The 25,503-nt window shown below is 48.7% G+C and carries 20 protein-coding genes; 12 read left to right on the top strand and 8 right to left on the bottom strand.

The window, feature by feature from the left end; translation table 11 throughout:
- Positions 1 to 163: 163 nt before the first annotated feature.
- The gene (locus CLV98_RS15810) at positions 164 to 1,093 is read right to left on the bottom strand and encodes a helix-turn-helix transcriptional regulator (RefSeq protein ID WP_109675629.1); all 930 of its coding nucleotides are present in this window, start codon (positions 1,091 to 1,093) and stop codon (positions 164 to 166) included.
- A gap of 203 nt (positions 1,094 to 1,296) precedes the next feature.
- On the opposite strand from CLV98_RS15810, the gene CLV98_RS15805 reads away from it, so the two are divergent.
- Positions 1,297 to 2,364 carry an NAD-dependent epimerase/dehydratase family protein gene (locus CLV98_RS15805; protein WP_109675626.1) on the top strand — a complete coding sequence of 356 codons (1,068 nt, stop codon included), beginning with the start codon at positions 1,297 to 1,299 and terminating at the stop codon, positions 2,362 to 2,364.
- 59 nt (positions 2,365 to 2,423) lie between these two features.
- Positions 2,424 to 2,627: a hypothetical protein gene (locus tag CLV98_RS23345; protein WP_146202291.1), complete on the top strand. Its 204-nt coding sequence runs from the start codon at positions 2,424 to 2,426 to the stop codon at positions 2,625 to 2,627.
- On the opposite strand, the gene CLV98_RS15800 is transcribed toward CLV98_RS23345, so the two are convergent.
- From CLV98_RS15800 to CLV98_RS15790, 3 genes are all read right to left on the bottom strand, one after another.
- A complete protein-coding gene (locus tag CLV98_RS15800) occupies positions 2,600 to 3,241 on the bottom strand; it encodes a class I SAM-dependent methyltransferase (protein WP_109675624.1) in 642 nt (213 codons plus the stop codon). The two genes, CLV98_RS23345 and CLV98_RS15800, sit on opposite strands and share 28 nt — an antisense overlap.
- Positions 3,242 to 3,330: 89 nt before the next feature.
- Positions 3,331 to 4,380 carry a glycoside hydrolase family 43 protein gene (locus CLV98_RS15795; RefSeq protein ID WP_109675622.1) on the bottom strand — a complete coding sequence of 350 codons (1,050 nt, stop codon included), beginning with the start codon at positions 4,378 to 4,380 and terminating at the stop codon, positions 3,331 to 3,333.
- Between the two features lie 243 nt (positions 4,381 to 4,623).
- On the bottom strand, positions 4,624 to 5,535 hold the full coding sequence (locus CLV98_RS15790) for a UbiA family prenyltransferase (protein WP_109675620.1): 912 nt from the start codon (positions 5,533 to 5,535) through the stop codon (positions 4,624 to 4,626).
- Between the two features lie 107 nt (positions 5,536 to 5,642).
- Between CLV98_RS15790 and CLV98_RS15785 the strand changes: the two genes are divergently transcribed.
- Positions 5,643 to 6,359 carry an SOS response-associated peptidase gene (locus tag CLV98_RS15785; protein ID WP_109675619.1) on the top strand — a complete coding sequence of 239 codons (717 nt, stop codon included), beginning with the start codon at positions 5,643 to 5,645 and terminating at the stop codon, positions 6,357 to 6,359.
- Positions 6,360 to 7,492: 1,133 nt separating this feature from the next.
- Here CLV98_RS15785 and CLV98_RS15780 read toward each other — a convergent pair.
- Positions 7,493 to 8,734 (bottom strand): BamA/TamA family outer membrane protein, encoded by a 1,242-nt coding sequence (locus CLV98_RS15780; protein ID WP_109675617.1) that lies wholly within the window; start codon positions 8,732 to 8,734, stop codon positions 7,493 to 7,495.
- 461 nt (positions 8,735 to 9,195) lie between these two features.
- Between CLV98_RS15780 and CLV98_RS15775 the strand changes: the two genes are divergently transcribed.
- The 4 genes from CLV98_RS15775 to CLV98_RS15760 all read left to right on the top strand — a co-directional run bounded on the left by CLV98_RS15775 (position 9,196) and on the right by CLV98_RS15760 (position 15,263).
- Positions 9,196 to 10,749, top strand: coding sequence for a M20/M25/M40 family metallo-hydrolase (locus tag CLV98_RS15775; RefSeq protein ID WP_109675615.1), 1,554 nt, complete (start codon positions 9,196 to 9,198; stop codon positions 10,747 to 10,749).
- A 132-nt stretch (positions 10,750 to 10,881) separates the two neighbouring features.
- Positions 10,882 to 13,122, top strand: a complete 2,241-nt coding sequence (locus CLV98_RS15770) for a M1 family metallopeptidase (RefSeq protein ID WP_109675613.1) — start codon at positions 10,882 to 10,884, stop codon at positions 13,120 to 13,122.
- 173 nt (positions 13,123 to 13,295) lie between these two features.
- The gene (locus CLV98_RS15765) at positions 13,296 to 14,510 is read left to right on the top strand and encodes an ATP-grasp domain-containing protein (RefSeq protein WP_109675611.1); all 1,215 of its coding nucleotides are present in this window, start codon (positions 13,296 to 13,298) and stop codon (positions 14,508 to 14,510) included.
- 24 nt (positions 14,511 to 14,534) lie between these two features.
- Entirely contained in the window at positions 14,535 to 15,263 is a 729-nt protein-coding gene (locus CLV98_RS15760; protein WP_310588730.1) for a M15 family metallopeptidase, read from the top strand.
- A 22-nt stretch (positions 15,264 to 15,285) separates the two neighbouring features.
- On the opposite strand, the gene CLV98_RS15755 is transcribed toward CLV98_RS15760, so the two are convergent.
- Positions 15,286 to 16,002, bottom strand: coding sequence for a head GIN domain-containing protein (locus CLV98_RS15755; RefSeq protein ID WP_109675609.1), 717 nt, complete (start codon positions 16,000 to 16,002; stop codon positions 15,286 to 15,288).
- 208 nt (positions 16,003 to 16,210) lie between these two features.
- Between CLV98_RS15755 and CLV98_RS15750 the strand changes: the two genes are divergently transcribed.
- From CLV98_RS15750 to CLV98_RS15740, 3 genes are read left to right on the top strand one after another with little or no spacing between them, the layout of a single operon-like run.
- Positions 16,211 to 16,834: an RNA polymerase sigma-70 factor gene (locus CLV98_RS15750; RefSeq protein WP_170120686.1), complete on the top strand. Its 624-nt coding sequence runs from the start codon at positions 16,211 to 16,213 to the stop codon at positions 16,832 to 16,834.
- A complete protein-coding gene (locus CLV98_RS15745) occupies positions 16,831 to 17,850 on the top strand; it encodes a FecR domain-containing protein (RefSeq protein WP_109675607.1) in 1,020 nt (339 codons plus the stop codon). The genes CLV98_RS15750 and CLV98_RS15745 overlap by 4 nt, the downstream gene beginning before the upstream one ends.
- A 58-nt stretch (positions 17,851 to 17,908) precedes the next feature.
- Positions 17,909 to 19,699 (top strand): peptidase associated/transthyretin-like domain-containing protein, encoded by a 1,791-nt coding sequence (locus tag CLV98_RS15740; RefSeq protein ID WP_109675605.1) that lies wholly within the window; start codon positions 17,909 to 17,911, stop codon positions 19,697 to 19,699.
- A 56-nt stretch (positions 19,700 to 19,755) separates the two neighbouring features.
- Here CLV98_RS15740 and nadE read toward each other — a convergent pair whose 3' ends face one another.
- Positions 19,756 to 21,798: an NAD(+) synthase gene (nadE, locus tag CLV98_RS15735; RefSeq protein WP_109675603.1), complete on the bottom strand. Its 2,043-nt coding sequence runs from the start codon at positions 21,796 to 21,798 to the stop codon at positions 19,756 to 19,758.
- A 221-nt stretch (positions 21,799 to 22,019) separates the two neighbouring features.
- Between nadE and CLV98_RS15725 the strand changes: the two genes are divergently transcribed.
- Entirely contained in the window at positions 22,020 to 23,255 is a 1,236-nt protein-coding gene (locus CLV98_RS15725; RefSeq protein ID WP_109675599.1) for an ABC transporter permease, read from the top strand.
- On the opposite strand, the gene CLV98_RS15720 is transcribed toward CLV98_RS15725, so the two are convergent.
- Positions 23,245 to 24,285, bottom strand: coding sequence for a LacI family DNA-binding transcriptional regulator (locus tag CLV98_RS15720; protein WP_109675597.1), 1,041 nt, complete (start codon positions 24,283 to 24,285; stop codon positions 23,245 to 23,247). The two genes, CLV98_RS15725 and CLV98_RS15720, sit on opposite strands and share 11 nt — an antisense overlap.
- Positions 24,286 to 24,641: 356 nt before the next feature.
- Here CLV98_RS15720 and kduI point away from each other — a divergent pair, with 356 nt between their 5' ends.
- Positions 24,642 to 25,472 carry a 5-dehydro-4-deoxy-D-glucuronate isomerase gene (kduI, locus tag CLV98_RS15715; RefSeq protein ID WP_109675595.1) on the top strand — a complete coding sequence of 277 codons (831 nt, stop codon included), beginning with the start codon at positions 24,642 to 24,644 and terminating at the stop codon, positions 25,470 to 25,472.
- Positions 25,473 to 25,503: the final 31 nt, after the last annotated feature.

Here is a 25,503-nt window from a genome sequence, read left to right as displayed (position 1 = left end):
TTAAAATATTTACAAACTAGCGTGTTTCAACCATGCTTTTTAATATTGAATTCTAAACTAGCGTTAAAGTATTTGAATGTAAAGGTAATAAAAAGCTGGATCTTGTCAAGATCGATTGGCAAACTTTTCTGATATGTTGTATTGAAAGTTTCCAGATATAATACTAACTGTTTGATAGTAAGTGTTTTATTGTTGTTTTGGTTAATTCAGTTTTTTCTTTAAGAAACTGTTTAAGCTCCTCGGGTTGAAGAACCTGCACCTCGCCGGGTAGGCCTAAAAGGAACCTTCCAATGCCGCGAAAGTCGCGCACTTCGTAGCGGAAGGTATAGGGGAAGCGCAAGGGGGTGTCCTGGTCGTCAACTACCGACTTGCTGATAAAGCCCCTAGCTCCTGGAAATTCTTCGTAGAGCAGGTTATGAGCCAAAAAGGACAGTCTGATTTGCACTAGGATGGGCTCGGGACCCGTAAATCCGAAAAGATCGAGCTCTGGGGGCTCTTCTTGGTTGGCGATGGGGATGGTGCTTATTTCAACATCCTCCATACGGTGTACCTTAAAGGTTTTTTGAATGCCCGAGCTTACTTCGTAGGCCTTCAGGGTACTGAAATCGTCGGTCAGGGCCAAGGGTTCTACCAGTCGGTCGGTAACCGTGGCCGAATGGTTGGAGTGGTAGCGCAACAGTGTCACCCTTTTATGGGCTTGGATTGCCTCTTGGAGCTTACTAATCAGTCCACCTCTTTGCTTGTCGGCTAAGTCGTCGGCTAGAGGAATAAGCTCGCTGGAAAGATAGAGCTTGCGTTCGATGCTCCCTTTGAGAGGGTGGCTGGTAGGCAGGCCGGACAGGTGCATACGTACCAGGCGGGTCTCTTCTAAGGTAAACAATCCGCTCTTTTGTTGGAGCTGTTCCCCTAGGTAGTAACGATTTTGGTCGTCTTTTTCCAGGACATAGCCCACATTTTGTAATACCAAAATATCCCTATAGATGGTTCGTGGCGTGGTCGACAGGAGTAATGCCAGGTGTTCTATGGTTCGCTTGTTTTGATGCAGTATCCGGATCAGTCTTAGGATCCTTTCGGTCTTAGGTATTTCACTCATAAAGGAATTATTCTCAAGAAATTATAACGTTTGGTAGACGTTTCGGGTGGTTACAAATCGCATTTTATGGAATTTATTTGTATAATGCTTATAATATTTATGATTCTTAGTAAACGGTAATTCTTCCCCCTTTCCGGAATTTGTGTTAAGGATAGTGGGCCGGTGGCCCTACTTTTGTAGGAAGCCTATAAAACAAATAACGAATGACTACGATAGATAAAACAAAACCGGTGATGGTGACGGGTGCCAATGGCTATGTGGCCAGTTGGTTGGTAAAGCGGCTTCTGGATGAGGGGCTCACGGTGCATGCTGCGGTGCGCAATCCGGAAGATACCCGTAAGACGGGGCATCTCTTGGAGGCTGCTGCGCAAGGCAAAGGAACGCTCAGACTTTTTGCCGGGGATCTGCTGAAGCCGGGGTCGTATACGGCCGCTGTGGAGGGCTGCGAGCTGGTGTTCCATACGGCCTCTCCCTTTATCATGGACGTAAAAGATCCTCAGAAGGAATTGATAGAACCGGCGGTACAGGGTACGGAGAATCTGTTGAAGTCGGCCATGGAGGTAAGTACTGTTAAGCGGGTGGTGGTAACCAGCAGCTGCGCTGCTATATATACCGACGCCATCGACACGACCCAGGCTCCTGGAGGGCGCATTACCGAGGCGGTGTGGAATACCACGGCTTCGCTGGACTATCAGCCCTATGCCTATTCGAAAACGCTGGCAGAGAAACGGGCCTGGGAAATACAGAAAACGCAAAACCGATGGGACCTGATCACGATTAATATGTCGCTGGTGTTAGGCCCTGCATTGAACCCCGCCACCACCACCTCCGAGAGTGTTAATATACTGAAGAGGTTGGGCGATGGAGAGCTGAAAATGGGAGCGCCTAGGATGGGAATTGGGGTGGTAGATGTGCGCGACGTAGCACAGGCCCACTGGCTTGCGGGCTTCACGCCAGCAGCGAAGGGCCGGTATATTACCTCGGCCCACGAGACCGACCTCCTAGAGATGAGCGCATTATTATTGCCCAAGTATGGAGCTGCTTTTCCGTTGCCCAAAAGGGCCTTGCCCAAATGGCTGCTGATGCTGGTAGGGCCGATGGCCAACAAATTGTTTTCGCGCCGATTTGTCCAGAATAATGTCAATATTCCCTGGCGAGCCGACAATACAAAAATCCAGCGGGAGTTGGGGGTCCGATATATGCCGCTGAAGACTACCATGGAGGATTCCTTTCAGGTATTGATAGACCAGGGTGTTCTGCAGGGGAAATAAACCCTTGGTGGATAGATGTTTTTTTTAGGGCAGGAAGGGCCAGTATAAGGAGATTGGAATTGGACCCTTCGAACTCCCTTCGACCCTTCGGCTCCGCTCAGGGATCGCCTTCGAACTCCCTTCGGCTCCGCTCAGGGATCGCCTTCGAACTCCCTTCGACTCCGCTCAGGGGCCGCCTTCGAACTCCGCTTAGGGATCGCTTTGGGCTCCGCTTAGAGAGCCCCTTCGACTCCGCTCAGGGGTCGCCTTCGGGCTTCCTATAGACGATTCCCTTTATAAACCTTCCATAGGTTTCATATTGTGTAGCGATGGTATAGCCGTACGACCGGAAGGCGGGCTCCATGGGGATGAGGCGGGTGGCCTCTACCTTACAAAGCATCCGGAAGAAGAAAAGCATGGATTGCAGCAGATATTTGTGCCAGAATTTAGGCTTGGCCACGTCGAGGTGGAAATCGGCGAAGAGCCATAGACCACCCGGGCGCAGGCCTGCATCGAGTTTCTGGAGGCAGGTGTCGATGCGGTCCTGGGCGAAGTTGTCGAACAAAAAGGCCGTAAAAATAACATCGTAGGGCTGGGTGATAGGAAAGTCCTCCACGGCGCTCTGTACAAAAGATACGGGGTTTCGGCCATGATAATCTTTCTGGGCGAGGTGCAGCATATTTTCCGAAATCTCCACATAGGTGATCTGAAGGCCGGTAGGGTGTAAGGCTGCTATTTCGTTGAGGATCCAGCCGGTGCCGCCCCCCACGATGAGGACCTTACTATTGGCTGGGATATGCGCCAGGATTTTCTGCTGAATATATACCAAGGCTTTCCCAAACACCAATCGGCTAAGGGAATCATAAAACCATGCTGCTCGGTCATAATTGTTTTGCATAGACCAAGCTAGCCAAATGTTGTTACACTACAAAATAGCCGGAGGTTATTCCTAACTTCCGGCTACGGCCCGCGATACTGCAGTTGAGATTAGGGATTAATCGTTTGAATACTTCCGTCGGGGTTACGTTTTAGCTCCCGCACCTTCACATTGCGAAGGTGTGTTTTGCCCGATAGCTGAACGTCATGGTAGAAGATATACCATTTCGATTCTTTTTTCTTGTCTTTGATTTCTACGATGGAATGGTGGGTGGTCCAGCCCGTAACGGGCTCCATCAGAACGCCTTGGTAGGTAAATGGACCATATGGTGAGTCGCTGGTGGCATAGGCCAGCAGGTGGGTGTCGCCAGTAGAATAAGAGAAATAGTATTTGTCCTGGTATTTGTGCATCCAGGCACCTTCGAAGAATCGGCGGTCGTGGTCCCCACCCAGAAGAGGGCGCCCCTCGGGGTCGAGTAGGACGATTTTTCTGACGGGCTCGGCAAATTGCTTCATATCTACGGTAAGTCTGACCATCCTTGGCGCTATGGCCGGCGCCTGGTCGTTTTCCAGATCGGTCTTGGAGCCACCGGCCTCATACTGTCCGGTTTCCCAGCGTTGTAGTTGTCCTCCCCATATCCCTCCAAAGTACATATAGCTGCTGCCGTCGGTATCGGTAAATACCGCAGGGTCGATGCTGTAGCTCCCTTCTATGGGCTTGGGTTCCGCCTTAAACGGTCCGGAAGGGGAGGTGCTGGTGGCTACGCCTATTCTAAAAACGTCGTCCTGATCTTTGGCAGGGAAGTAGAGGTAGTAGGTGCCGTTTTTGGTGGCCGCATCGGGAGCCCATAGCTGACGGCCCGCCCAAGGGATATCCTGAAGCGCGAGGGCCATACCGTGGTCGGTGACCTTGCCTCCAATATGTTTCATGGATAGTATATGGTAATCCTGCATGTTAAAATGGCCGCCTTCGTCGTCTTCGGCTACATGGGCTTCTATGTCGTGAGAAGGGTAAATATAAATTTTCCCCTCGAAAACATGCGCAGAAGGGTCGGCGGTGTAGATATGGCTAACCAAAGGCTGAGGAGCTGATTGGCCGTAACTATAGCCAATGGTCAAAAGAAAGAGTCCACAAAGGAATCGGAACTTAGGAATATTCATATTTTATGTCTTATTAGTTTTGTTTTTTTAGTGTATACGAAATTAAGTGTTTTATTGACAAATAAAAATTATTGCTTCAAAAACCTGTATGGGCGGAGGAAGGATTGAAATAACCTGTATGGGCTTATCCCTTCGTTTAGGAGGATATCCAGTCTGGTGTTTTCAGGGATTTACAAGTTCTGTCATCTCAATGATTATGGGCTGGCGCTTTTCGTACTGGACGACAGGCTCTGAGGCGTCGGTTTACTGATGGGCGTATATGATGCCTAGGATGCCGCAGATGGCCTTAACTAGCAACAGACCGTCGATGACGATGAGGTAGAACAGGATTTTTTTTGGGGTATGCAGCGAAAAGGCTACCCAGAGTAAGGATAAAAAGGGGATGGTGTTGAAGAGGACCGTTTCGGGGGCGAAGTGCTTGTAACGAGCAAAAAGTAAGAGGGCGAGTAGGCCAACCAGAAGGAGCGGGATCAGGATAAAAGTGATGGTGCGGTAGAGGCCAAACCTTACCACGAAAGTTTTTAATTGGCGGTTGGAGTCGTCCTCATAGTCTTTGATGTCGAACATAATGGCATTGACGGTACAGAACATCCAGTTTTTGAGGAATAGCCATAGCATGAACCCGGGCTCGGCTACATGGATCCCTTGTTCCACTCGGGCCATGGTAATGGGAAGGATATTGACACAACCTGCCCATACGAAGCCGATGACGAAAGCCTTAAGCCAGCCGGTATTGCGGAGGTTGAGCCGGTAGAGGGATTTGGGCAGTAGGCCATAGTAGAGGGCTGCGGCCAGTACCATAGCGCCCAGTAAAAGCCAGTAGGGCCAGGGAAGGGAAATGATTTTATAGAAATTCTGGATAAAGATCTTCGTTGCCAGAACGATGCTGACAACCAGGAGCATCAGCTGGCTTCTGGCCGCAAAAGTCCGGTGTTGTTGGTACCAAGCCGTGCGGGGGTTGGGACTTGCCGAAGTGCCAGGATTGGCATAAGCAAAGGTATAATAGAGTACTGTTACACTAAATAGAAGTAAGTAATATTCGGCCGAAAGGAAGGGTAGAGCCAGCTGATAGGCCGTCTCTATGGATAAGGCTACGGCGAGGAAACCTACAAAATAATTGGCAAAAAACAGGAAACGGACGATATTCGATAGCATGGACCAAAGCCGGGTTATCGGGCAAAAATAGGGATTTTCGGACGAAGTAAGTATGTTGCAGTCGGAGTAATGGAATATTCCCGTTCATTTTTAGCTATCAGAGAAAGATGTGTTACCATATTTCATTAGAAGACAAAAAGCAGGTGGAGGGTATGAAGAAACCCATCAAGAGCGAGGTAGAGTTCGTACCGAAGTTTCATTTTAACGGTTTCGACAAGCCGATGATCCCGGTGGTGAGCATACGGACACCCGATGTGGTGAGCCTATACCGCTGGCGGCTGGTGCCCGAGTGGGTGGGGAAAGAGGGAGAGTGGAAGGCCAACACCCTGAATGCGCGCAACGACGAGCTCTTTGAGAAGCCTGCTTATAAGTCGTACTGGACCAACCGCTGTCTGGTGTTGTGTACGGGATTTTTTGAGCCCCATACCCCTGCCGGAACCAGCCAAACCCATAGCTGGTATATTCGGCCTGCGGCGGGAGGTCTGTTTATGTTGGGAGGGATTTTTACCCATTGGCAGAATCAATATACTTTTTCTATTATTACCACCGATGCCGGCCCGCATATGGCGGCGGTACATAATGAAGGGGAACGTATGCCGTTGATATTGGATGGGCCTGAGGCGGAAGCCTGGCTGTCGCCCCAGCTGACCCAGGCCGAAATGAAAGCCTTGATGGTGCCCTACGCCGATGAGTCGAGGCTGAAGACCTATCGGGTGATGGACGGGGTATTCAATGCCCGTAAGGATACCAATTGCCCTGAAGTCCTGTTGGAACACCCATCAGGTTCCCGCCTCAATGAGGGAGGGACGTTGTCGTTGTTTTGAGGGCTGGAGTGGCTGTAGGCGATAAGCTGTAAGCAATAGGCTGTCGTTGGTGATCAAAGGTAATATGGTAACGGCTGTAAGCTCTAAGCAGTAAGCTATAGGCCTTCGTTGGTTATCAATTGTAGCGGGCTAGCGGCTTTAGGCGGCTGTAAGCGATAGGCTATCGTTGGTGTTCAAGTGTAGCGCGCCTTTATCCGCCCGGCGGCCGCTTTTAACTTTTAACCTTTAACCGTCCGGCGGCTGCATTTAACCTCTAATTACCTAACCGCTAACAGCCTAATACATTGACTGCCTTCGACAAGCTCTGGCTGACAGGGCTTTACGCTTTATGGTACCTTGAAGAGCTATTTTGGTGGCTGGAGTGGCTTTAGGCGGCTGTAGGCGATAAGCAGTAAGCAATAGGCTATCGTTGGTGTTCAAGTGTAGCGGGCTAGCGGCTGTAAGCTGTAAGCGATAGGCTATCGTTGGTGATCAATTGTAGCGCGCCTTTAACCGCCCGGCGGCCGCTTTTAACCTTTAACCTTTAACCGTCCGGCGGCTGCATTTAACCTCTAATTACCTAACCGCTAACAGCCTAATACATTGACTGCCTTCGATAAGCTCTGGCTGACAGGGCTTTATGCTTTATGGTACCTTGAAAAGCTATTTTGGTGGCTGGAGTGGCTTTAGGCGGCTGTAGGCGATAAGCAGTAAGCAATAGGCTATCGTTGGTGTTCAAGTGTAGCGGGCTAGCGGCTGTAAGCTCTAAGCAGTAAGCGATAGGCTGTCGTTGGTGATCAATTGTAGCGCGCCTTTATCCGCCCGGCGGCCGCTTTTAACCTTTAACCTTTAACCTTTAACCGTCCGGCGGCTGCATTTAACCTCTAATTACCTAACCGCTAACAGCCTAATACATTGACTGCCTTCGACAAGCTCTGGCTGACAGGGCTTTACGCTTTATGGTACCTTGAAAAGCTATTTTGGTGGCTGGAGTGGCTGTAGGCGATAAGCAGTAAGCAATAGGCTATCGCTGGTGTTCAAGAGTTGCGCGCCTTTATCCGCCCGGCGGCCGCTTTTAACTTTTAACTTTTAACCTTTAACCGTCCGGCGGCTGCATTTAACCTCTAATTACCTAATTTCTAACCGACTAACGCCTAAAAATACTGGCCAATTCCGAACACAAATCCTTGGCCGACGCCGTTGATGCTCCAGCCGTAGTCGAGGCTGAGGATGGCGTCGAAGGCTTTTTTGTAGATAAGCCTGGTGCCGAAGCCCGCGAAGACTTTGGTGTTTTGTCTTTTGGTAAAATCGGTCAGGGTGCCACCGGGTTTGCGCCAGGTGCCGGCATCGATAAAGCCGAGGGTCTGGATGCCGAAAGTAGGGTTTTCCCAGAGCGTCTGTCGGTATTCGGTATTAAGGACGATGGAGCCTGTGCCCCTGTCTATGCGGTTGCCCACCCCCCGAATATTATAATAGTTGTCGAGAACGAAGGGGGCCAGGAAGACATTCTGATTGCTGGCCAAACCGATTCTGTTACGAATGGCTAGGTTTCCTTTATGAGGCATGCGTTTGAAATAGCGGATTTCGTTGATAACCGACACGAAAGGTTGGGTGTTTTTGGGACCCAGCGTACCGACCACCCGCAGGGTATTGGCCCAGCCTGACAGATAGAAGCTATGGTAGTTGAGTTGGTTGAGGGTATGGACCGTCTTGAGTACCAATTTTTCATGGAAAAAGCGGGTGGGGCCTTGCTGGAATTCTTCAGGCTTCGTATGGAGGTATTTCTCTGAAAGGTAGCCCATTCCTACTTCCAGCTCATGGCGGTTGACTTTAAAAGGATAGCTGACGTTCACTTCGGCATTCCGGCTAGTGTATACATAGTATTCGGGCGTGTTCTGGAAGGTAAAAGGCTCGAGAAAGGACCATTTCCGGAGCAGATAGCCGACGCCCCATTTGCCTAGAGCCAACGGGAATTTTTGCTTCAGGACGAAGGAATGTTTTTCGTTGTACTGATAAAAGGCGATGGTTTGAATTCCCTTACCGAGCCCATTTTCGTCCTGGACGCCCAGGCGAAACCATTGGTTGCCCTGGGTGGCGCCTATCTCTACGATGGGTAAGACCGACTGCACCTCTTCACAATGGAAGTTTACAGTGGTATCGGAGCCGACAACCCTGGAGGTATAGCTTACGGTATGAAAAAGGCGTGTGTTCCTGATTTTTCTGGCTAGGGTCTGAAGCTGCAGGCTGTCCAAGGTGCTATGGGGCCTTAGACCGATAGCCTTTTTAAGATAGACAGAATCCGTCCTTTTTAACCCTGAGAACTGGATATTTTGGGCGCAAAGGGAATAGGAGCCCATAATGAATAACAATACATGTAAATATAAACGTGGGGTCATATGCCATTTTTTTTCGTTAGGCCGCCCTGATATTACAGCTTTTTATGGAGACGGTCACAATTGGAGGCCGCAAAGGGGGTACCAGGCCAGTGGTGAGTACAGGGCCCAGGGCCGCACGGCCCCATACTCATTGGACTAAGTACGTAAGTAGGTAGGGAATGGTTGTTTGCTATTCTAAAGCATTGCCAAAACAATGTCATGCCCTTCGACGGGCCCTGTCACGTTGTGTGATCAGGATTGGAATTTTTAATACTCTGTTAATCAGTAGTTTGTGATTTGTTTCGATAGGGACAGTAAAAGGGTTTTTAAGGAAATAATGTTATATTTCGAGGGAAGTGAGCTTACTTGGCTTTGAAATATTATTAATTTTCTGATTAGTAGGAATATTGAAAGGGAGGTTGAATTTTGGAATCAATGTGGTGACTTCGTTGATAGAATTACTAAATCTTTAATCTTTAGAAATGAAAAAACGAACCCTGTTTTGTTTCAGTGTAATGGCTGTAGTTGGCAGCATGGCTTATGGCCAAAAGGCTGATCCGGTAGTGGAGGCGATTATTAAGGAGGCTACGTACCACTCCCAGCTCGAACAGCTAGGGCATGAGCTACTCGATGTAGTGGGGCCGAGGCTGGTAGGTAGCCCACAGATGAAGCAGGCTGGCGACTGGGCCGTCAAACAATATGCTTCCTGGGGGATTGCAGCCAAGACCGAGCAGTGGGGTGAGTGGAAAGGATGGGAGCGAGGCATTACCCATGTCGATATGGTGGAGCCTTGGGTGAAATCTTTACATGGGATGCAGCTGGCCTGGAGCCCGAGTACGGCAGGTAAGACGGTAACGGCCGAGGCGATTTTACTCCCCGAATTAGCAGATTCCTTAGCCTATCAAAAGTGGTTGCCTACGGTAAAGGGCAAGTTTGTGTTGCTGTCGATGCTAGAGCCTACCGGTAGGCCCGACGACAACTGGAAAGACAACGCTACTCCAGAGTCGTACAAAAGAATGAAAATAGAAAGGGAAGTGCAGTCGGTGGCTTGGCGGGAACGTATCCGGCGGACGGGCTACAGCAGCAGGACGCTGCCGGCTGTTCTGGAGAAAGCGGGAGCCCTAGGGATTCTTACTTCCTACTGGTCGAAGGGGTTTGGTGCTAATAAAATTTTTGGTGCCTATACCGAAAAAGTACCTTCTGTAGACATTTCTCTAGAAGACTATGGCTTACTGTATCGGTTGGCGGCGTCGGGACATAAGCCGAAGGTCAGCCTCCGTGCCGACTCAAAAACGGGGGGAGCTGTACCCACTTTCAATACCATCGCTGAGATAAAGGGCTCCGAAAAGCCAGACGAATATGTGATCCTATCGGCGCATTTCGATTCTTGGGATGGGGGCACGGGTGCTACCGACAATGGTACCGGCACACTGACGATGATGGAGGCTATGCGAATATTGAAAAAAGTGTATCCTAATCCCAAGCGCACGATCTTGGTGGGGCATTGGGGCAGTGAGGAACAGGGGCTCAATGGCTCTAGGGCCTTTGTAGAGGATCACCCCGAAATAGTCAAAAATATTCAGGTGGTCTTAAACCAGGACAATGGAACGGGGCGGGTGGTCAACCTTTCGGGACAGGGCTTTGTGGACTCCTACGACTATCTGGGTCGTTGGCTGGCTTCCGTTCCCGATAGTATCAGGAATGAAGTTAAAACCACTTTCCCTGGTACTCCCGGAGGGGGAGGCTCTGACTATGCCTCTTTTTTGGCAGCGGGAGCTCCGGCATTCTCTTTGAGCTCTTTAAGCTGGTCGTATGGGAACTATACCTGGCACACCAATTTGGATACTTATGATAAAATCGTTTTCGACGACCTGCGTTCCAATGCTATCTTGACGGCCATTATGGCTTACGAAGCGAGTGAGGATCCAGAGCCGACTTCGAAGGTGAAACGCCAGATGCCTATGACCGAAGGGGGGAAGCGTCAGCCCTGGCCTGCTCCGCGAAGCCCGAACCGTAAAGGGGGAGGCATTGAATAGAACGACTTAGGACTAGAAAGAGCAGGGGACCCATTCGTACAGGATGGGTCTTCTTCTTTATTGATGGATTTGTTTGTCCTGTAGGTAAAAAAATATACGTATCTTTGATATAGAACCTCTATTGAAAATTGTATGCGCTATTTACTATTTTTTATATGGATACTGTTCCCCATCATCGGGACGGCTCAAGAGGGGCTGGAGCTTACTTGGAGCACCTCCGATATTGCGACCCTGGAGCAGAAGGGAAAGGGGGCCGGTTTGTTGCAGGCGAATGCGGGTTTAAAGGTGATGTCTTCCAATAATTTTGATGTGCGGTACTACCGAGCGGAATGGGAGGTGGACCCTGCCGTCAATTTTATCTCAGGCCAGTTGACCGTCTATTATATGATGGTGGCTACCGGGAGTCAGATCGTGCTCGACTTGTCTCAACAGATGAATGTTAGCCAAGTACTGCAGCGGAATATGCCCTTGGCTACGGTACATGCGGCCGACGCTTTGGCGATTAATATCCCTGAAACGGCGAGCGGAACCCTCGATTCCGTAACGATCGTATATAGTGGTACACCGGTGGGGTCTGGATTTGGGAGTTTTACCACCACCACCCATGGGAGTCCCGGAGTTCCGGTGATGTGGACCCTTAGCGAGCCCTATGGAAGTAAAGATTGGTGGCCATGCAAAAATGGCCTCGACGACAAGGCCGACGACGGGATGGATATTTATATTACCCATCCTGCCGCCTACAAGGCCATTTCGAATGGGCTCAGGCAGTCTGAAACCAACCTAGTAGATGGCCGGGTGCGTACGCATTGGCGCCATGGCTATGCCATCGCCTCTTACTTGGTGTGCATGGCAGTAACCGATTTTACGGAACTGTCGCATTCGACCACCATCGATGGCGTCACCATCCCCATGCAGAGCTATTGCTATCCGGAAAGTGTGGCATCTTTCGAAACGGGCGCGACTACAGCTTTGGACGCCATGCAGTTTTTTAGTAGTAAATTTGGATTATACCCCTTTGCTGAGGAGAAATATGGGCACGTACAATTTGCCTGGGGAGGAGGTATGGAGCATCAAACCAACTCCTTTATGGCGAGCATGGGCGTGGGGCTGATCGCCCATGAACTGGCACACCAGTGGTTTGGCGACATGGTTACCTGTAGTTCATGGAAGGATATATGGCTCAATGAAGGCTTTGCGACTTACCTGACGAATATCTACCAGGAATACAAAAACCCGTCCCAAGCAACGGCGCTGAGAGCTAATGAAGTGAATTATATTACTTCGGTGGCCAATGGCTCGGTGATGGTCGACGATACCAATAACGTTAATAGGATTTTCCATGGAAGACTTAGCTATAGTAAGGGCTCCCATTTGTTGTATATGTTACGCTGGATAATGGGGGATAGCGATTTCGAGTTGGCGTTGAACCAATATCTTTACGACGCCAGGTTGAGCTATGGGTTTGCCAGTACCCAAGACTTGCAAGGACACTTGGAGGCGGTAAGTGGGAAAGACCTGACCTATTTTTTCGATCAGTGGTATAGGGGGCAGGGCTATCCAACCTATCAACTCACCTGGAGCCAGCTGGGGGCGGGTGATGTATCCATTAATCTAAAGCAAACGACCTCCGACCCATCGGTGACTTTCTTTAAGTTGCCCGTGCCTATCTTGTTCAAAAACAACAGCACTGGGGAGGAACAATTGGTGGTCGTCGAGAATACCCATCACGATCAGGATTTTACTGAAAACTTGCCATTTGATCCGGAAACGGCAGTGATAGACCCAGATTTCTGGCTTATTTCTAAGAATAACACGGTGACGTTGAATACGGATCCGCTTCCTGTTCGTTACAGTGCTTTGTCCATAGGCTGCCAAGGGCACCGAGTACGCTTGGAATGGGAAACTTCCAATGAAAAAAATGTGGATTACTTCGAAATTCGAAGGAGTACCGATAGCGTTCATTGGACGGAGATAGGGCGGGTCGATGCCGTATCGAACTCGGATGTTACCAATCGTTATTCTTTTATGGAAGCTACGCCGAAAGAAGGAGCGGTATATTTTCAGATTGTGAGTCACGACCATGATTTTACTACCGTTCCTACGAGGATTTTGACCCAGCGCTGTGCTGAAAAGGTAGCGCCTTATGTGGCACCTAATCCGGTGAGGGGGCGCTTGTGGCTTCGGGGATTGTCGGCTTTTGAAGGGCAGAGGTTGCTGAGGATTTACGATCAGCGCGGGGTAGTGTTAAATAGTATCAGGGTGAGTCATCCGGTTCTTCAGAGCGATGGGGTGGACTTGTCGCAGCTTGGAGCGGGCTTATATTTCTTGCAACTCGATGGGGAGGCTTCCCTGAAATTTGTTTTAATAGAGTAATCATTTGCTGAGCGAGCGGCTACCCGCCGGCAATATCGTCGTAACTAGAAGAATAGGGAGGGTTTTGCCAAAAAAAAACGAATCGATAGGCCTAGAATAGCTGGTTCTTTTCGTTAGATTTGGGAGAAGTCGCCTTTGGGCCTAAAAGGGATTGTGTCACTAAAATAATATATATGTCTGTACCCTATACATTTCTCTGTATCTCTACCATTTTTAAAGGAAATGATTTTCTGCGGGCCTGCAAGGAAGCTGGCAATACGGTGCTCTTGTTGACCGACCGACGCCTAGCCGATAAGCCTTGGGTGAGGGAGTCTATCGATGAGGTCTACTATATCGATTCGCTGCCTTCTGGTGGTTACGATGTGGATACCATGTTCACAATTTTGGCCTTAGCCATGCGTACTACGAATATAGACCGGGTGGTGGCACTGGACGACTTGGATGTAGAAAGGGCCGCTCAGCTTAGGGAGTATTTTCGTATTCCAGGAATGGGGCAAACAACAGGGGGGTATTTTCATGATAAATTGAGTATGCGTGCCAAGGCCCAAGAAGCGGGAATACGCGTTCCAGGCTTTTCCGCCCTGTTCAATGATGAGGATATTCGAGCTTTTACAGAAAAACATCCGGGGCCATGGATGCTTAAGCCGAGGTCGGAGGCCAGGGTGATGGGGATTCAGAAACTACAGTCGACCGAGGAGTTATGGCGGGCCATAGAAAGCCTTGGGGATAGTCGGCATGCCTATTTGGTGGAGCAATATACCGCAGGGGACGTCTTTCATGTCGATTCTATCAGTTATAATGGTCGGGTCGTGTTTCTATGGAGTAGCCAATATCTGACTCCACCCTTTGACGTGGATAGTATGGGGGGGATTTTCAAGTCGGTCACCGTACCATTTGAAACCTCGGAGGCACATGCCTTGGAAACGATGGCGGTTGATCTGTTAAAGGCATTTGGGCTCACCCAAAGTGCGTCACACACCGAAATTATCCGTTCGCAGGAGGATGGGAAGTATTATTTTCTGGAGACTTCATCGCGAGTGGTGGGTGCTCATTTGTCGGAGATGGTGGAGGCCTCTTCGGGGATCAATCTTTGGGTAGAATGGGCCAAAATGGAAACCGCTGTGGTGTCCAATACCCCCTATAAGCTGCCTCCTGTAAGGCAACATTATGCCGGGATTATCAAGGCTAAAGTATCGGAAGAGTTTCCAGATACCAGTATGTTCGACGATGCAGAGCTTTTCTGGCGTATGGAGGAGCCCTTTCAGGTCGGCTTGGTGGTAAGGGCGAAGACCCAGCAGCGGGTATTGGAATTACTAGAAAAATATACGAAGATCATACAAGAGCGCTTTCAAGATAGCCGGCAGGGAGCCGTTCAAGCGACAGAGTAGTAAAAGGAGCATAAAAATAAAATAATGAATTGGATCAAAGAAAGGGTGGGACAAGGAAAAACGAGGTTAGTGGTATTACTAGTAGGGTGGTGCTGGGCACTAGGCCCCATGGTGGCATGGGGGCAGACCAAGGTGCCAGAGCTAGAGCAAAAGATGATTGCCAGGGGATTGGTGGATGTGCAGCGAGTAGATCCGAGCATACTAGTAGAGCTCAAGTATTCGACGACCGATAACTTTGTGAAGAAGGACGTCTATGGCGACTTGACCAGGGCCTATCTCCAACCCGAAATGGCCGATCGGCTAGCTCGCGCCAGCAAGCTATTAAAATCGAAGCATCCGCAGTTACGTTTATTGGTATACGATGCTGCCCGGCCCAATTCCGTTCAATATCAACTTTGGGATGCCTTGGACGCCCAAAATATTCCCGAGAGTCGTAAGCCCATGTATGTGGCCAACCCGAAGACGGGGTCTAATCATAATTTTGGTTGTGCAATCGACCTTACGGTAGCCGATGCCGCTGGAAAATCTTTGGACATGGGAACGTCATACGATTATTTTGGCCCTCTGGCTTATCCACGTTCAGAGGCAGACATGCTCCGTCAGGGAAAGTTGAGTAAGCAGCAAGTCGCCAACCGACAAATCTTACGCTCGGTGATGACTGCCGCGGGGTTTACAGTGAATACGACCGAATGGTGGCATTTCGATGGTATGTCCAAAAAGCAGGCTAGGGCCAAGTATGGGATGATTCCCTGATCGGACTTGGCCCTAGAGGTTCTTAATATCTTTTCACACTGCTACTTCCCGATACATCCTGACTGATGCTGGGACTCCCCTTATAACGTACCTTACTGGCGCCGCTGGCTTTGATGTCGAGGTCGTCTAAAGCCCAAACGTAGGCCTCGCTAGCTCCAGACAGGTCGAGTATCACCGATTTGACGGGATAGTCGACGGCATGTAGTTCAGAAGCCCCCGAAAGTTTACCATTCAGGACTTCGCTAGTACCCTTCAATTTTAGCTCAGAAGCACCGGATAGGTCCATTTGTATGCTACCGGCATAGCCGTCAAAAGTACATTCGGAAGCGCTCGTAAGCTTTAGCTGCAGGGTGGAGAGGTTGTCAAATCCGTTGATGTCGGCATCTACGGCTCCTGAGAATTCAACGGCCGAAAGGTCGTTGGTGGTCAGGTATAAGTCGAGGCGCTGGCGGTTGCTAAACCATTTGTCCTTGAAGCGCGCCACCAGTTTGTTGTTAGAGACTTCGATCTCGAGGTCGTCGAGGTCGCGCTGGGCGCCGGTCGCTTCTACATATGAGGCGGCCCCATAGCGTAGGTGGACGTCGATACCATCGGTGACACTCACCCGATCGAAGTCGTCGACGTACCAGCTTTCTGTCGACTGCGGCCCTCTTGGCGATATACCATCGGAATCGATGTATACACAAGCTTGCATGCTTGCGGCCAGGGCAAGGATCCAGGTTAATTTAAAATTGTTCATGGCTAATAAATTTAACGAAGGTATAAATCTTGTTTGGTGCCTAATGGACAAACCACGAGAGGGGAACCCCTATGCGTGAAGAAAAAAAATAGGGAGATAGGGGTAGAGGCGGTGCTGAGTTGTCATGATGCAAACCGACAGAAAGACCGTGATTGTAACAGAAAAAGCCCAAGCGGAGACGTATATCGGGGGTGAATTTTTAAATTTGATGCAAAATCAAAGCCGTAAAAAAGTGGATTTCACCGACCCGGAACTTGTGCAGGCCATCAGAAAAGGCGACGAGCGTGCTTTTGAGGTAGCCTTCCGCACCTACTATGAGCGATTGTGCCAGTATGCTGGTTCTCTCCTCAAAGACGATGATGAAGCGGAGGAGGTGGTACAGACTGTTTTTTTGAATATTTGGGAAAAGCGGGAGTCCTTAGAGATTACCCTTTCCTTAAAGTCGTATCTGTACAGGGCCGTACATAATTATTGTTTGAATCGGTTTAAACATAATGCCATCAAAAAGACCCATCAGGAATACAGCCGTCATATTCTGACACCCCATCATGATTCGGTAACGGAGGCTATCCAGAGCCAGGAACTGGAGGAGAAGATAGAAATGGCCATTAGCAAACTGCCTGAGCAATGCCAGGTGACTTTTCGGATGAGTCGGTTTGAGGAGCTTCGCTACCAAGAGATAGCCAACCAACTGGGGGTTTCCATCAAAACGGTGGAAAATCAGATAGGAAAGGCCTTACGAATATTAAGACAGGAGCTGGCGGATTATCTACCTACTGTGGTAGGATTGCTGTGTTTCTTTTCAGAGCATTTAACCGTTATTAGCATATGAGCGCCCCATTAAATACATTATCGGACGAGTTATTGGCTCGATATTTGGCTCATTCGGCTACGAAAGAGGAGATTGAGACCGTGGAAAAATGGCTGAGCCAATTTCCAGAAAAGAGGAAAGAACTGAGTGAATACCGACTTATCTGGGAACTGTCGGGTAAACTCAAGCCTAGCTCTGCGACCGACAAGGTGGATAGGGCCTGGGAGCGGGTGCGTCAAAAAATGCAGCAGCCTACTCCTGATATCGATAAAATACGTCCCTTACATGGAGGCGGGAGTGGGCAAGGGGTTAAGCGCTACCCCTTGTTGGCCTTGGCCATGACGGTGGCTGCCGCTTTAGCCCTGATGTTTGGCTTGTATTATTACCGGTTCGAACCCGTACCAGAGATGGTTTCGGTTGTTACCCAAGAGCAGACCCAGGAATTGGTATTGCCCGATGGAACCAGTATATTTTTGAATCATCATTCGCACTTAGAGTATCCTGCTCAGTGGAAGGATGATATTCGGACGGTCTCTTTAGAGGGAGAAGCATTTTTTGACGTGCATCGGGATGAGAAGCGCCCGTTCGTTATCAGTACCTTAGAAGGGGAAGTACGGGTATTGGGGACGTCATTCAATGTCAATGCTTCGAAAGAAGGGCCTATGCGGGTCGATGTGGTGTCGGGGAAGGTGGAAGTGAGCAATGCCGTTGCCAAAAAATTGCTTGTGAAAGGACAAGGGGCGGAGGTTCAGCGCGATACCATCTTAAGTCTGATGGCCAATACTAATTTGCTGGGCTACAAAACGCAGATCTATGATTTTAAGGCTACACATTTGGCGGATGTGGTCGAGTCCATTCGGAATGGATACCATGTGGACCTCCGGCTGGCCAAATCGAACATTTCTAACTGTCGGCTTACGATACGCTTCGAAAAGGAACCACTCGACGCCACATTGGCGGTTATTGCGGAGACCTTGCAGCTAGAGCTGCGCAAGGATGGAGATACCTATTGGCTCGAAGGTGCGGGCTGTCGATAAGGGTTGCGGGTTGCTATGAATTCTTGACAAAATACGGAGCATTTAATATAATCATCAATTGAAAACGAAACTACAACTTCTGATATTCCTTTCGGGATGGCTCCTGCTATCAAAGGCGTCAGTCTATGCCCAGGGGATTTTGGACACGCGCATTACTATTAAGAGCAGCCAAGAGCGCGTCGATCAGGTGCTTTCAAAAATCGAACGGCTGGGGGGCTTTAGCTTTTCTTACAGTCCCGATGCCATAGATGTACGGCGTAAGGTGAGTGTCGCGGCCGATGAAGAGCGAATCGTGGATATTTTGGATAAAATATTCCAACAGGAAGTACAGTATAAAGTACGGCGTCGGTACGTAATACTTCAAAAACGTGCTGTACCTAAAGCTGCGAAGGTGGAAGAGGATTTTAATTTCAGTGGTTATATTGTAGATGGGGCTACGGGGGAAAAGCTGGCTAATGCCAGTGTTTATGAGTCTAGCACGCTCATTTCGACTATTAGTAATCAATATGGTTATTATAAACTTCGATTGCCCAATGTGTCCTCTAAGCTTCAGCTGGAGGTACGCAAGGAAGAATATGTAGGGGTGTCGATACCGGTCATGCAACGTGAAGATACTTATCGGCCTATTCTGTTAAGTCCCGATACACTACGGCCCTTGGCCGGTAAGCCTGCCCGACTATCGCAAAGGATCGACAGTGTGGGGGTGAAGGTGGTGGTTCCAGAATATGAAACCACGGCTACAGCGAGCTCCAATCCACTACAGGGAATAGAGCCAGTATTGGATAAAACGCATCAAAAACTTAGGCAGACCTACCAGTTTGTGCAGGGAGAGTTTGTTTCGGCTTTCGCTTCGGCTCAGCAACATATCCATACCCGCAATATTGAGGATACCCTTTACCGGCCATTTCAGGCTTCGTTATTACCGTTTTTGGGAACCAATCATGGACTTAGCGGGAATGTGGTCAACGACTTCTCACTTAATTTATTAGCGGGTTATTCCTTGGGGGTCAATGCCATGGAGATAGGCTGGGGTATCAATGCGGTCCGTGGGAATGTGAAGGGCTTTCAGCTAGCGGGGTTGAGCAATGTTGTCGGGAATAATGTTACAGGCTTTCAGTTTGCTTCGGTGCTCAATGTGACCTTGGGGGATGTTTATGGTTTTCAGGGTTCTAACGTGATCAATTACACAGGAAAGAATTTTAGAGGTTGGCAGGTAGCGGGAATAGGCAATGTAGTTGTGGGGCATTTGAATGGGTATCAGCTCTCGCCGGTGTACAATTTTGCTGGAACGGTGCGGTCGGGTCATCAGATTGGGATGGTCAATTTTGCTGATTCTTCGGCTACGGTACCTTTCGGTATGTTTAGCTATGTTCGACGGAATGGGTATCGGCGTTACGAAGTCTCTATCGATGAGTTCAACTATTTCAATGCGACCTTTAAGACTGGTATGCCCAAGTTTTATAATGTATTTACGATGAGTTTTAATGGGTTGGCTGCCCATCGTCCTATAGGAAGTATGGGCTATGGGTTCGGTACGGCTCGGTTGTGGGGCCGAGGCTGGGGAGCGAATCTGGACCTTACGGCCAATGCCGTGTGGTTGGACGATCGGTACGAGGAAAGTGCTATTGCAGGCTTATTTAGGGCTAGTTTGAGCATAGAACGTAAAATTGCTGGGCGGTTTGCCCTGGCGGCTGGCCCTACCCTGAATCTATTTGTGAGCGACTATATGGGGGTTGTTACCAACAAAAGGAAAATAGAGCCCATCTGGATAGGGCATGCACCTTCTGAAGGTCGAGAGGAGCAGAGCTGGTTGGGATTTGCAGTGGCCTTACGTTTTTGTAATAAATAAGGAGACGTTAAAGGGTATAAATGGCTGGAAGCAATGGCGCTTCCAGCCATTTTATACTAAAAGCCGATTCGATTTTTCGATTTTGTAAGGTCTCCAGCGGCATAAGCGCGGAGCTCTTCGAGCTCTTTTTCAAATCCACCAGACAGTATCGGGAATCGGCACCAGGATCGGGGGTCTAAGTTCAGGTCGTCCAAATGAAAGGAAGGGGCATAGCGCTCGCGTTTCCATTGGTTACGGCTCCAGAGCCTAAAAAACCTTTCGGTCCAAATGAGTAATTGCTCCCGACTATGGATGGTCTCGTAGTTGGTCAACAGATTTTGGAAGGACACTTTAGGAGATTTTTTCTCATATATAGCCAGGCGCTCCAAGTCATTGAGGAAGTCGTAGGGCATCAGGTCGGCTTCGTCGGTCTGTTTCTGATCTTTTGGTCTTAACTCGGCGGTAGGCTGGAGGCTATTCACTTTTTTTAGACCTTCGATGCGAATGTGTCTTCCTTTTACCTCACATCCCTTTTCTTCGAGCCATCGGAGCCACTGGCGTAAATAGTGTTTGTCGATGCCGGCCAAGGGGCTGATGCTACCGGAGGTGTCGCCGTCCATAGTGGCATAGCCCACGGCGACTTCCGATCGGTTGGAGGTAGCCAATAGGAGGTGGTTGTTCAGGTTGGTAAGCAGCCATACCCCTGGGGCCCTCACCCGTGCTTGAATGTTTTGAAGGGCTATATCGTCCTGTTGCCAGGTAAGTTGACGGCCGATTTGGTCTTCAATAAGGCCTTTATAAGTCTCTACCAGGCCGTTGATATCGATATTGTAAAAACGCGAGCCCATGGATTCCGCTAGGGACTGAGCCGACTCTAGAGTATCGGTGGAGCTGTTCTCGGTGCCTTGATAGATGTTGTGGATCAGGACTTGGGCCAAGTCTTCTTCGGTCTGGGTGTCGGTTAAGGCAGGGATGTAGGCTAATTTCTGTTTTAGTCGGTCCATGCCTATGCTTTCATCGGCGAGGCGTATCATCAGTCCACAAAGAGCGGTACAAGCGGAAGAGTCGGCCCCACCCGACAGGGAAATGGTGAAGCCATGGGAGCGGCTTTTGCGCAAATAGTCGAAAAGTCCGAGACACACCGCCCGAGCAAACTCTTCTTCCTTGAGGGCACCTCCTTTTTCAAAAGCTTCAAGTTGAGGTATTTGTTTGGCCACCGGCAGCAGCTCGGGGAAGTCGAAGCGGGCATGGATGAGCCAACGTTCGTCTTGGGCAGGGTCAGTTCGGTTTTGTAGCTGATTGAGACGGGTGAGGTCGGTGTCGATAACTGCGGTGGTGACCAGCTGATCCTCATAGCTAAACCGAGGGCTGGATACGAGCAGTTCCCCATTGGAGGCTATCATGGCATCACCATCATAAATAGCCCGCCCGGTTTCGTTGCCCAGTAGGTTGGTATAGATATAGCTACAACCGTAGGCACGGGAGCCGTCGATCACCAGCCGTTCTCGTATCAGGAATTTGTGAAAAGCGAAGTGGCTGGCACTGGGGTTTAGGATAATGTCCACCCCTCTTTCATAATGGCTTTTGCCGGGACGATTGGCCACCCAGGCATCTTCACATATTTCGAAGGCGAGGCGGGTATTACGACCTTGGCGGTCTTTTATCTCGAATACTAAGTCGCCGATTGGGTAGCTTAGGTCTTGGAATTCCACTTGGCTCACCAGTCCTTTGGGCCAGGCATGAAACCAACGCGTTTCGTAATGGATGCCGTTATTGGCTAGGTTTTGTTTGCAATAGAAGCCTACGATCTGGCGGTTAACGATCAGGCAGGCGGCATTGTAGAGCCGATTGTTATGGCGGATGGGGAGGCCTACCGAAGCGATGATCCCACTGGTGGCGGCTACGATTTCGGTGAGTGCGAGCAAGGCTTGATCGGCCAGGTCAGGGGCAAAAAAATAGTCCTCACAACCATAGCCTGTAATGCAGAGTTCGGGTAAGCAAATGATACTGACTTCCTCGGACCGGGCCTGCTCTATAGCTTCTAAGATGTGCTTGGTATTGTTTTTCCAGTCCATGGCCGTTTGATTGACCACGCCGGCAGCAACTTTTATTAATGGCATATATGTTAAATCTATTGAATCGATGGTTGATGGTACCCATAGAAAGGAATAGGATCCTATTCTGTGAGGTCATCTTGACGACTAAGATAGTATTTCTGGATGAAAACATCGACGACCGGGCTGGTCCGCTACCAAAAAGGACCGACAATGATTGGGCAGGCATTCAAGATTCCCCGGAAATTGCGCTATTTTTGCCCCATTACCTTTAAAATATTATTTCCTTGCAGTTTCCATCGTTCATAGCCAAGCGTATACGTCATAATGAGGCAGGGTCCTTTTCAGCTACCGTTACCCGAATTGGGGTAGCCAGCATAGCCATAGGGGTGGCTGTGGGGATTTTGGCTTTTGCTATACTATTGGGTTTTAAACAGACTATCCAACAAAAAGTATTTCTTTTTGGAGCGCATATCAATGCCAGTGCTTATATATTGGGGAATACCTATGAGGAGGGACCTTTGAATATTCGTAATCCCATAGCCGAAGAACTTCCTCATATCCCTGAGGTAGATCATTGGCAGGTGGTAGCCCATAAGTCGGGGATATTAAAAACCAAGGATGAAATAAAAGGGGTTGTCCTTAAAGGGGTGGGCAAGGATTATAATTGGGAATTGTTAAAAAATACTTTGGTCAGTGGTAGGCTACCCAGCGATCGAGACTCTTCATCGATTAAGTATGGATATTCGACAGAAATATTAATCAGCAAAAAAATTGCTTCACAATTAAGGCTAGAGGCAGGAGATGGGGTCATTATGTACACCTTGCAAAATCCGCCAAGGCCTCGTAAGTTGACGATTGCGGGGATTTATGATACCCAAATGGAGGAGTTTGACAATACACTGATCATAGGTGACCTTGGCTTGGTGCAGCGCTTAAACAACTGGGGGGCCGATACTGTTGGGACCTATGAAGTTTATCTTAAGGATTTTGAAGATTTAGATCTGGTAGCGGAACGTTTAAGAAAGGTGGTGCCAGTAGGCGTGTATTTATCGAGAGTAACAGATTCTTTCAGGCCTTTATTCGATTGGCTGGTACTCTTGGATCGGAATACTGCTGTGTTCTTGAGCTTAATACTGTTTGTGGCTTGTTTTAATATGGTGTCTATCCTGCTGGTGATGATCATGGAGCGTACTCCGTTGATTGGTTTGTTAAAGACATTGGGTAGTCCAAATCGACAAATCAGAAGGGTGTTTTTTAGGGTAGGGCTGTATATGGTTCAAAAGGGATTGATTATCGGGAATCTTACGGGGCTTACTTTATGTTGGCTTCAGTATCAGTTTCATTTGATCCCTCTCGATCCAGTAAATTATTATATGGACACGGTGCCCATCGTGTTCGATTGGCCCGTTTTTGCGTTGATCAATGTGGTAACGGTGCTGGTGGCAGGAGTCATATTGTTGATACCGACTTTAATAATTACCCGTATACAACCCGTTAAGGCTCTTTTATTTAAGAAATAAACGGTTTTGAACCAATAGTAGAGGATCTGATGTCCAGTAGGGAGGGTAGGATAAGGTTTTGGAATTCGTTAACTTTTTGAGGTGATTCTATAAGTTCTATGAGGAGCTTGGCTGCTTGTTCTCCCATCTGGTAGGCGGGCTGTACCACGGCCGTCAATGGAGGATTTAGGAGCCCAGCAACGGCGTTGTTAGTAAATCCGACGAGGGCCATTTCTTCAGGTATACGCATGTTTCTTTTATGAAGGATCTCCAGGCTTGCCATGGTGAGTCTTTCGCTGGCCGCGAGTAGGGCGTCGGGGGGCTGAACCTGGTCGAGTAGGCCATGAATGGTCTTTTCGTTTTCCTGCGCTACTGCACCCCCATAATGAAAATACTTTACCAGTTCTTCTTTAAAGGTCAAATCATAATCCAATAAAGCCTTTTTGTATCCAGCCAGCCGTTCTGTGGTGATAGACAAATACCTCGGACTGGTGAGGTGTGCGATTCGTTTTTTGCCCAGTTCGATAAGGTGTTTTGTTGCATTATAACTAGCCTCAAAATTATCGGAAGTTATTTTATGCACTTGACCTTGCTGGGGTACGCGGTCCACAAAAACGAAGGGCATTCCCTGGTCCATCAGGGCGTGGAATGGGTGGAGGTCGGTGGTAAGGCTCGATAAGGATACCAATATGCCGTCGACTCTTCGAGAAGATAAGTAGTTGAGATTGTTAACCTCTCTTTCGTAGGTCTCATGACTTTGGGAAATCACCACATGATAACCATGGGCATAGGCCACGTCTTCAATCCCATTGATGAGTTGAGAGAAGAAGGCGTTGGCGATTTCGGGTAAAATGAGACCTATGGCTTTACTTTTACTGGCTCTAAGACTGACTGCCATGGGGTTAGGACTGTAGTTGACTTTCTGGGCATAGTCCAATACCATTTTTTTTGTCTCCGGGTTCATCTCTGAGCTATCTCTTAGCGCCCTAGAAACGGTTGAGGTAGACAGGTTCAAAGCTCGGGCGATATCTTTAATGGTTACGGGGCTCAAATGGCGTCAATGTTTTAATGGGTGAAAGTAATCCTTATTACAATTACAGAAATATTTACGATAGTTCCTTAAAATAGCCTCCTTTTCAAAAATGAAGCAGGGGTATATGTGGAGCTTTTATTCCTTGATTTCTGTAGGATATTGCCTTATATGGTTCCTAATGGTGATGGCTTGAGGACCTACATAGGCAATTGGTATTTACCTATTGGTTTTGGCTGATGAGAAGGAGGTGTATTCTCTTAAAATCAGTTTTTAACAGGGTAAATTATTCTATAATTTCCCTTAATTGATAGGCTTCAATGATATACAGCCTGCAAATAGTATGGTTCTAAAATTTCAAAAAACAGGAATAGAATATGAAAGTAAGATTTGAGAGTAGTCCAAGGGAGGTAGCCACTATGAGTACAGCCATGCTAAGGGAGCAGTTTTTGGTGGGAGAAATTTTCAAGGAGGGCGAAATAAATTGGGTTTATTCGCATTATGACCGTGTCATGATTGGTGGGGCGATTCCATTAGGGAATTCGATTGCCCTACAATCGTTTGAAGGCCTGAAGGCCACGTATTTTCTAGAACGTCGGGAACTGGGGATTATTAATATTGGAGGAAATGGAAGCGTGGTTGTGGATGGACAGCGCATGGATATTCAAAAGCTAGGCTGCGTCTATGTGGGGCGTGGGAGTAAAGAGGTGGTGTTCGAGAGTGTCAACTCAGAAGACCCTGCCGTATACTACCTGCTATCGGCTCCGGCCCATGCCAGCTATCCTACCAGGCATTACAGTAAGGAAGACGCTGCCCCAGCAACGGTAGGAAGCCAGGAGACCTCAAATTTGAGAACGATCTATAAATATATTCATCAGGAAGGGCTGCAGAGTTGCCAGCTGGTGATGGGGCTAACGGTGCTAAGTCCGGGTAGCGTATGGAATACGATGCCGGCACATGTGCACGACCGACGTATGGAGGCCTATTGTTATTTTGATGTAGCTGAAGGCCAACGGGTGATGCACCTGATGGGCGAGCCTTCAGAAACGCGGCATATATGGGTTGAAAATCGTCAGGCTGTTATTTCTCCGCCTTGGTCTATTCATTCGGGTTGTGGTACGTCCAATTATTCCTTTATTTGGGGGATGGCGGGTGAAAATAAGGACTATACCGATATGGACATGGTGGCGATACCAGATCTAAGGTAATGGTATTACAGAGGGAGCCAGCCTGACTGTC

It is taken from the genome of Dyadobacter jejuensis, from assembly GCF_003149085.1.
Classification (GTDB): Bacteria; Bacteroidota; Bacteroidia; order Cytophagales; family Spirosomataceae; genus Dyadobacter; species Dyadobacter jejuensis.
This window is presented reverse-complemented; position numbering and strand designations above follow the sequence as displayed.

Excerpts from the sequence above, each read along its gene's own strand:
- CLV98_RS15785 (WP_109675619.1), top strand. The coding sequence starts at position 5,643 with ATGTGTTACCATATTTCATTAGAAGACAAAAAGCAGGTGGAGGGTATG.
- CLV98_RS15760 (WP_310588730.1), top strand. The coding sequence starts at position 14,535 with ATGAATTGGATCAAAGAAAGGGTGGGACAAGGAAAAACGAGGTTAGTG.
- CLV98_RS15765 (WP_109675611.1), top strand. The coding sequence starts at position 13,296 with ATGTCTGTACCCTATACATTTCTCTGTATCTCTACCATTTTTAAAGGA.
- kduI (WP_109675595.1), top strand. The coding sequence starts at position 24,642 with ATGAAAGTAAGATTTGAGAGTAGTCCAAGGGAGGTAGCCACTATGAGT.
- CLV98_RS15775 (WP_109675615.1), top strand. The coding sequence starts at position 9,196 with ATGAAAAAACGAACCCTGTTTTGTTTCAGTGTAATGGCTGTAGTTGGC.
- nadE (WP_109675603.1), bottom strand. The coding sequence starts at position 21,798 with ATGCCATTAATAAAAGTTGCTGCCGGCGTGGTCAATCAAACGGCCATG.
- CLV98_RS15800 (WP_109675624.1), bottom strand. The coding sequence starts at position 3,241 with ATGCAAAACAATTATGACCGAGCAGCATGGTTTTATGATTCCCTTAGC.
- CLV98_RS15795 (WP_109675622.1), bottom strand. The coding sequence starts at position 4,380 with ATGAATATTCCTAAGTTCCGATTCCTTTGTGGACTCTTTCTTTTGACC.
- CLV98_RS15755 (WP_109675609.1), bottom strand. The coding sequence starts at position 16,002 with ATGAACAATTTTAAATTAACCTGGATCCTTGCCCTGGCCGCAAGCATG.
- CLV98_RS15750 (WP_170120686.1), top strand. The coding sequence starts at position 16,211 with ATGCAAAATCAAAGCCGTAAAAAAGTGGATTTCACCGACCCGGAACTT.
- CLV98_RS15745 (WP_109675607.1), top strand. The coding sequence starts at position 16,831 with ATGAGCGCCCCATTAAATACATTATCGGACGAGTTATTGGCTCGATAT.
- CLV98_RS15780 (WP_109675617.1), bottom strand. The coding sequence starts at position 8,734 with ATGACCCCACGTTTATATTTACATGTATTGTTATTCATTATGGGCTCC.
- CLV98_RS15770 (WP_109675613.1), top strand. The coding sequence starts at position 10,882 with ATGCGCTATTTACTATTTTTTATATGGATACTGTTCCCCATCATCGGG.
- CLV98_RS15790 (WP_109675620.1), bottom strand. The coding sequence starts at position 5,535 with ATGCTATCGAATATCGTCCGTTTCCTGTTTTTTGCCAATTATTTTGTA.
- CLV98_RS15805 (WP_109675626.1), top strand. The coding sequence starts at position 1,297 with ATGACTACGATAGATAAAACAAAACCGGTGATGGTGACGGGTGCCAAT.
- CLV98_RS15810 (WP_109675629.1), bottom strand. The coding sequence starts at position 1,093 with ATGAGTGAAATACCTAAGACCGAAAGGATCCTAAGACTGATCCGGATA.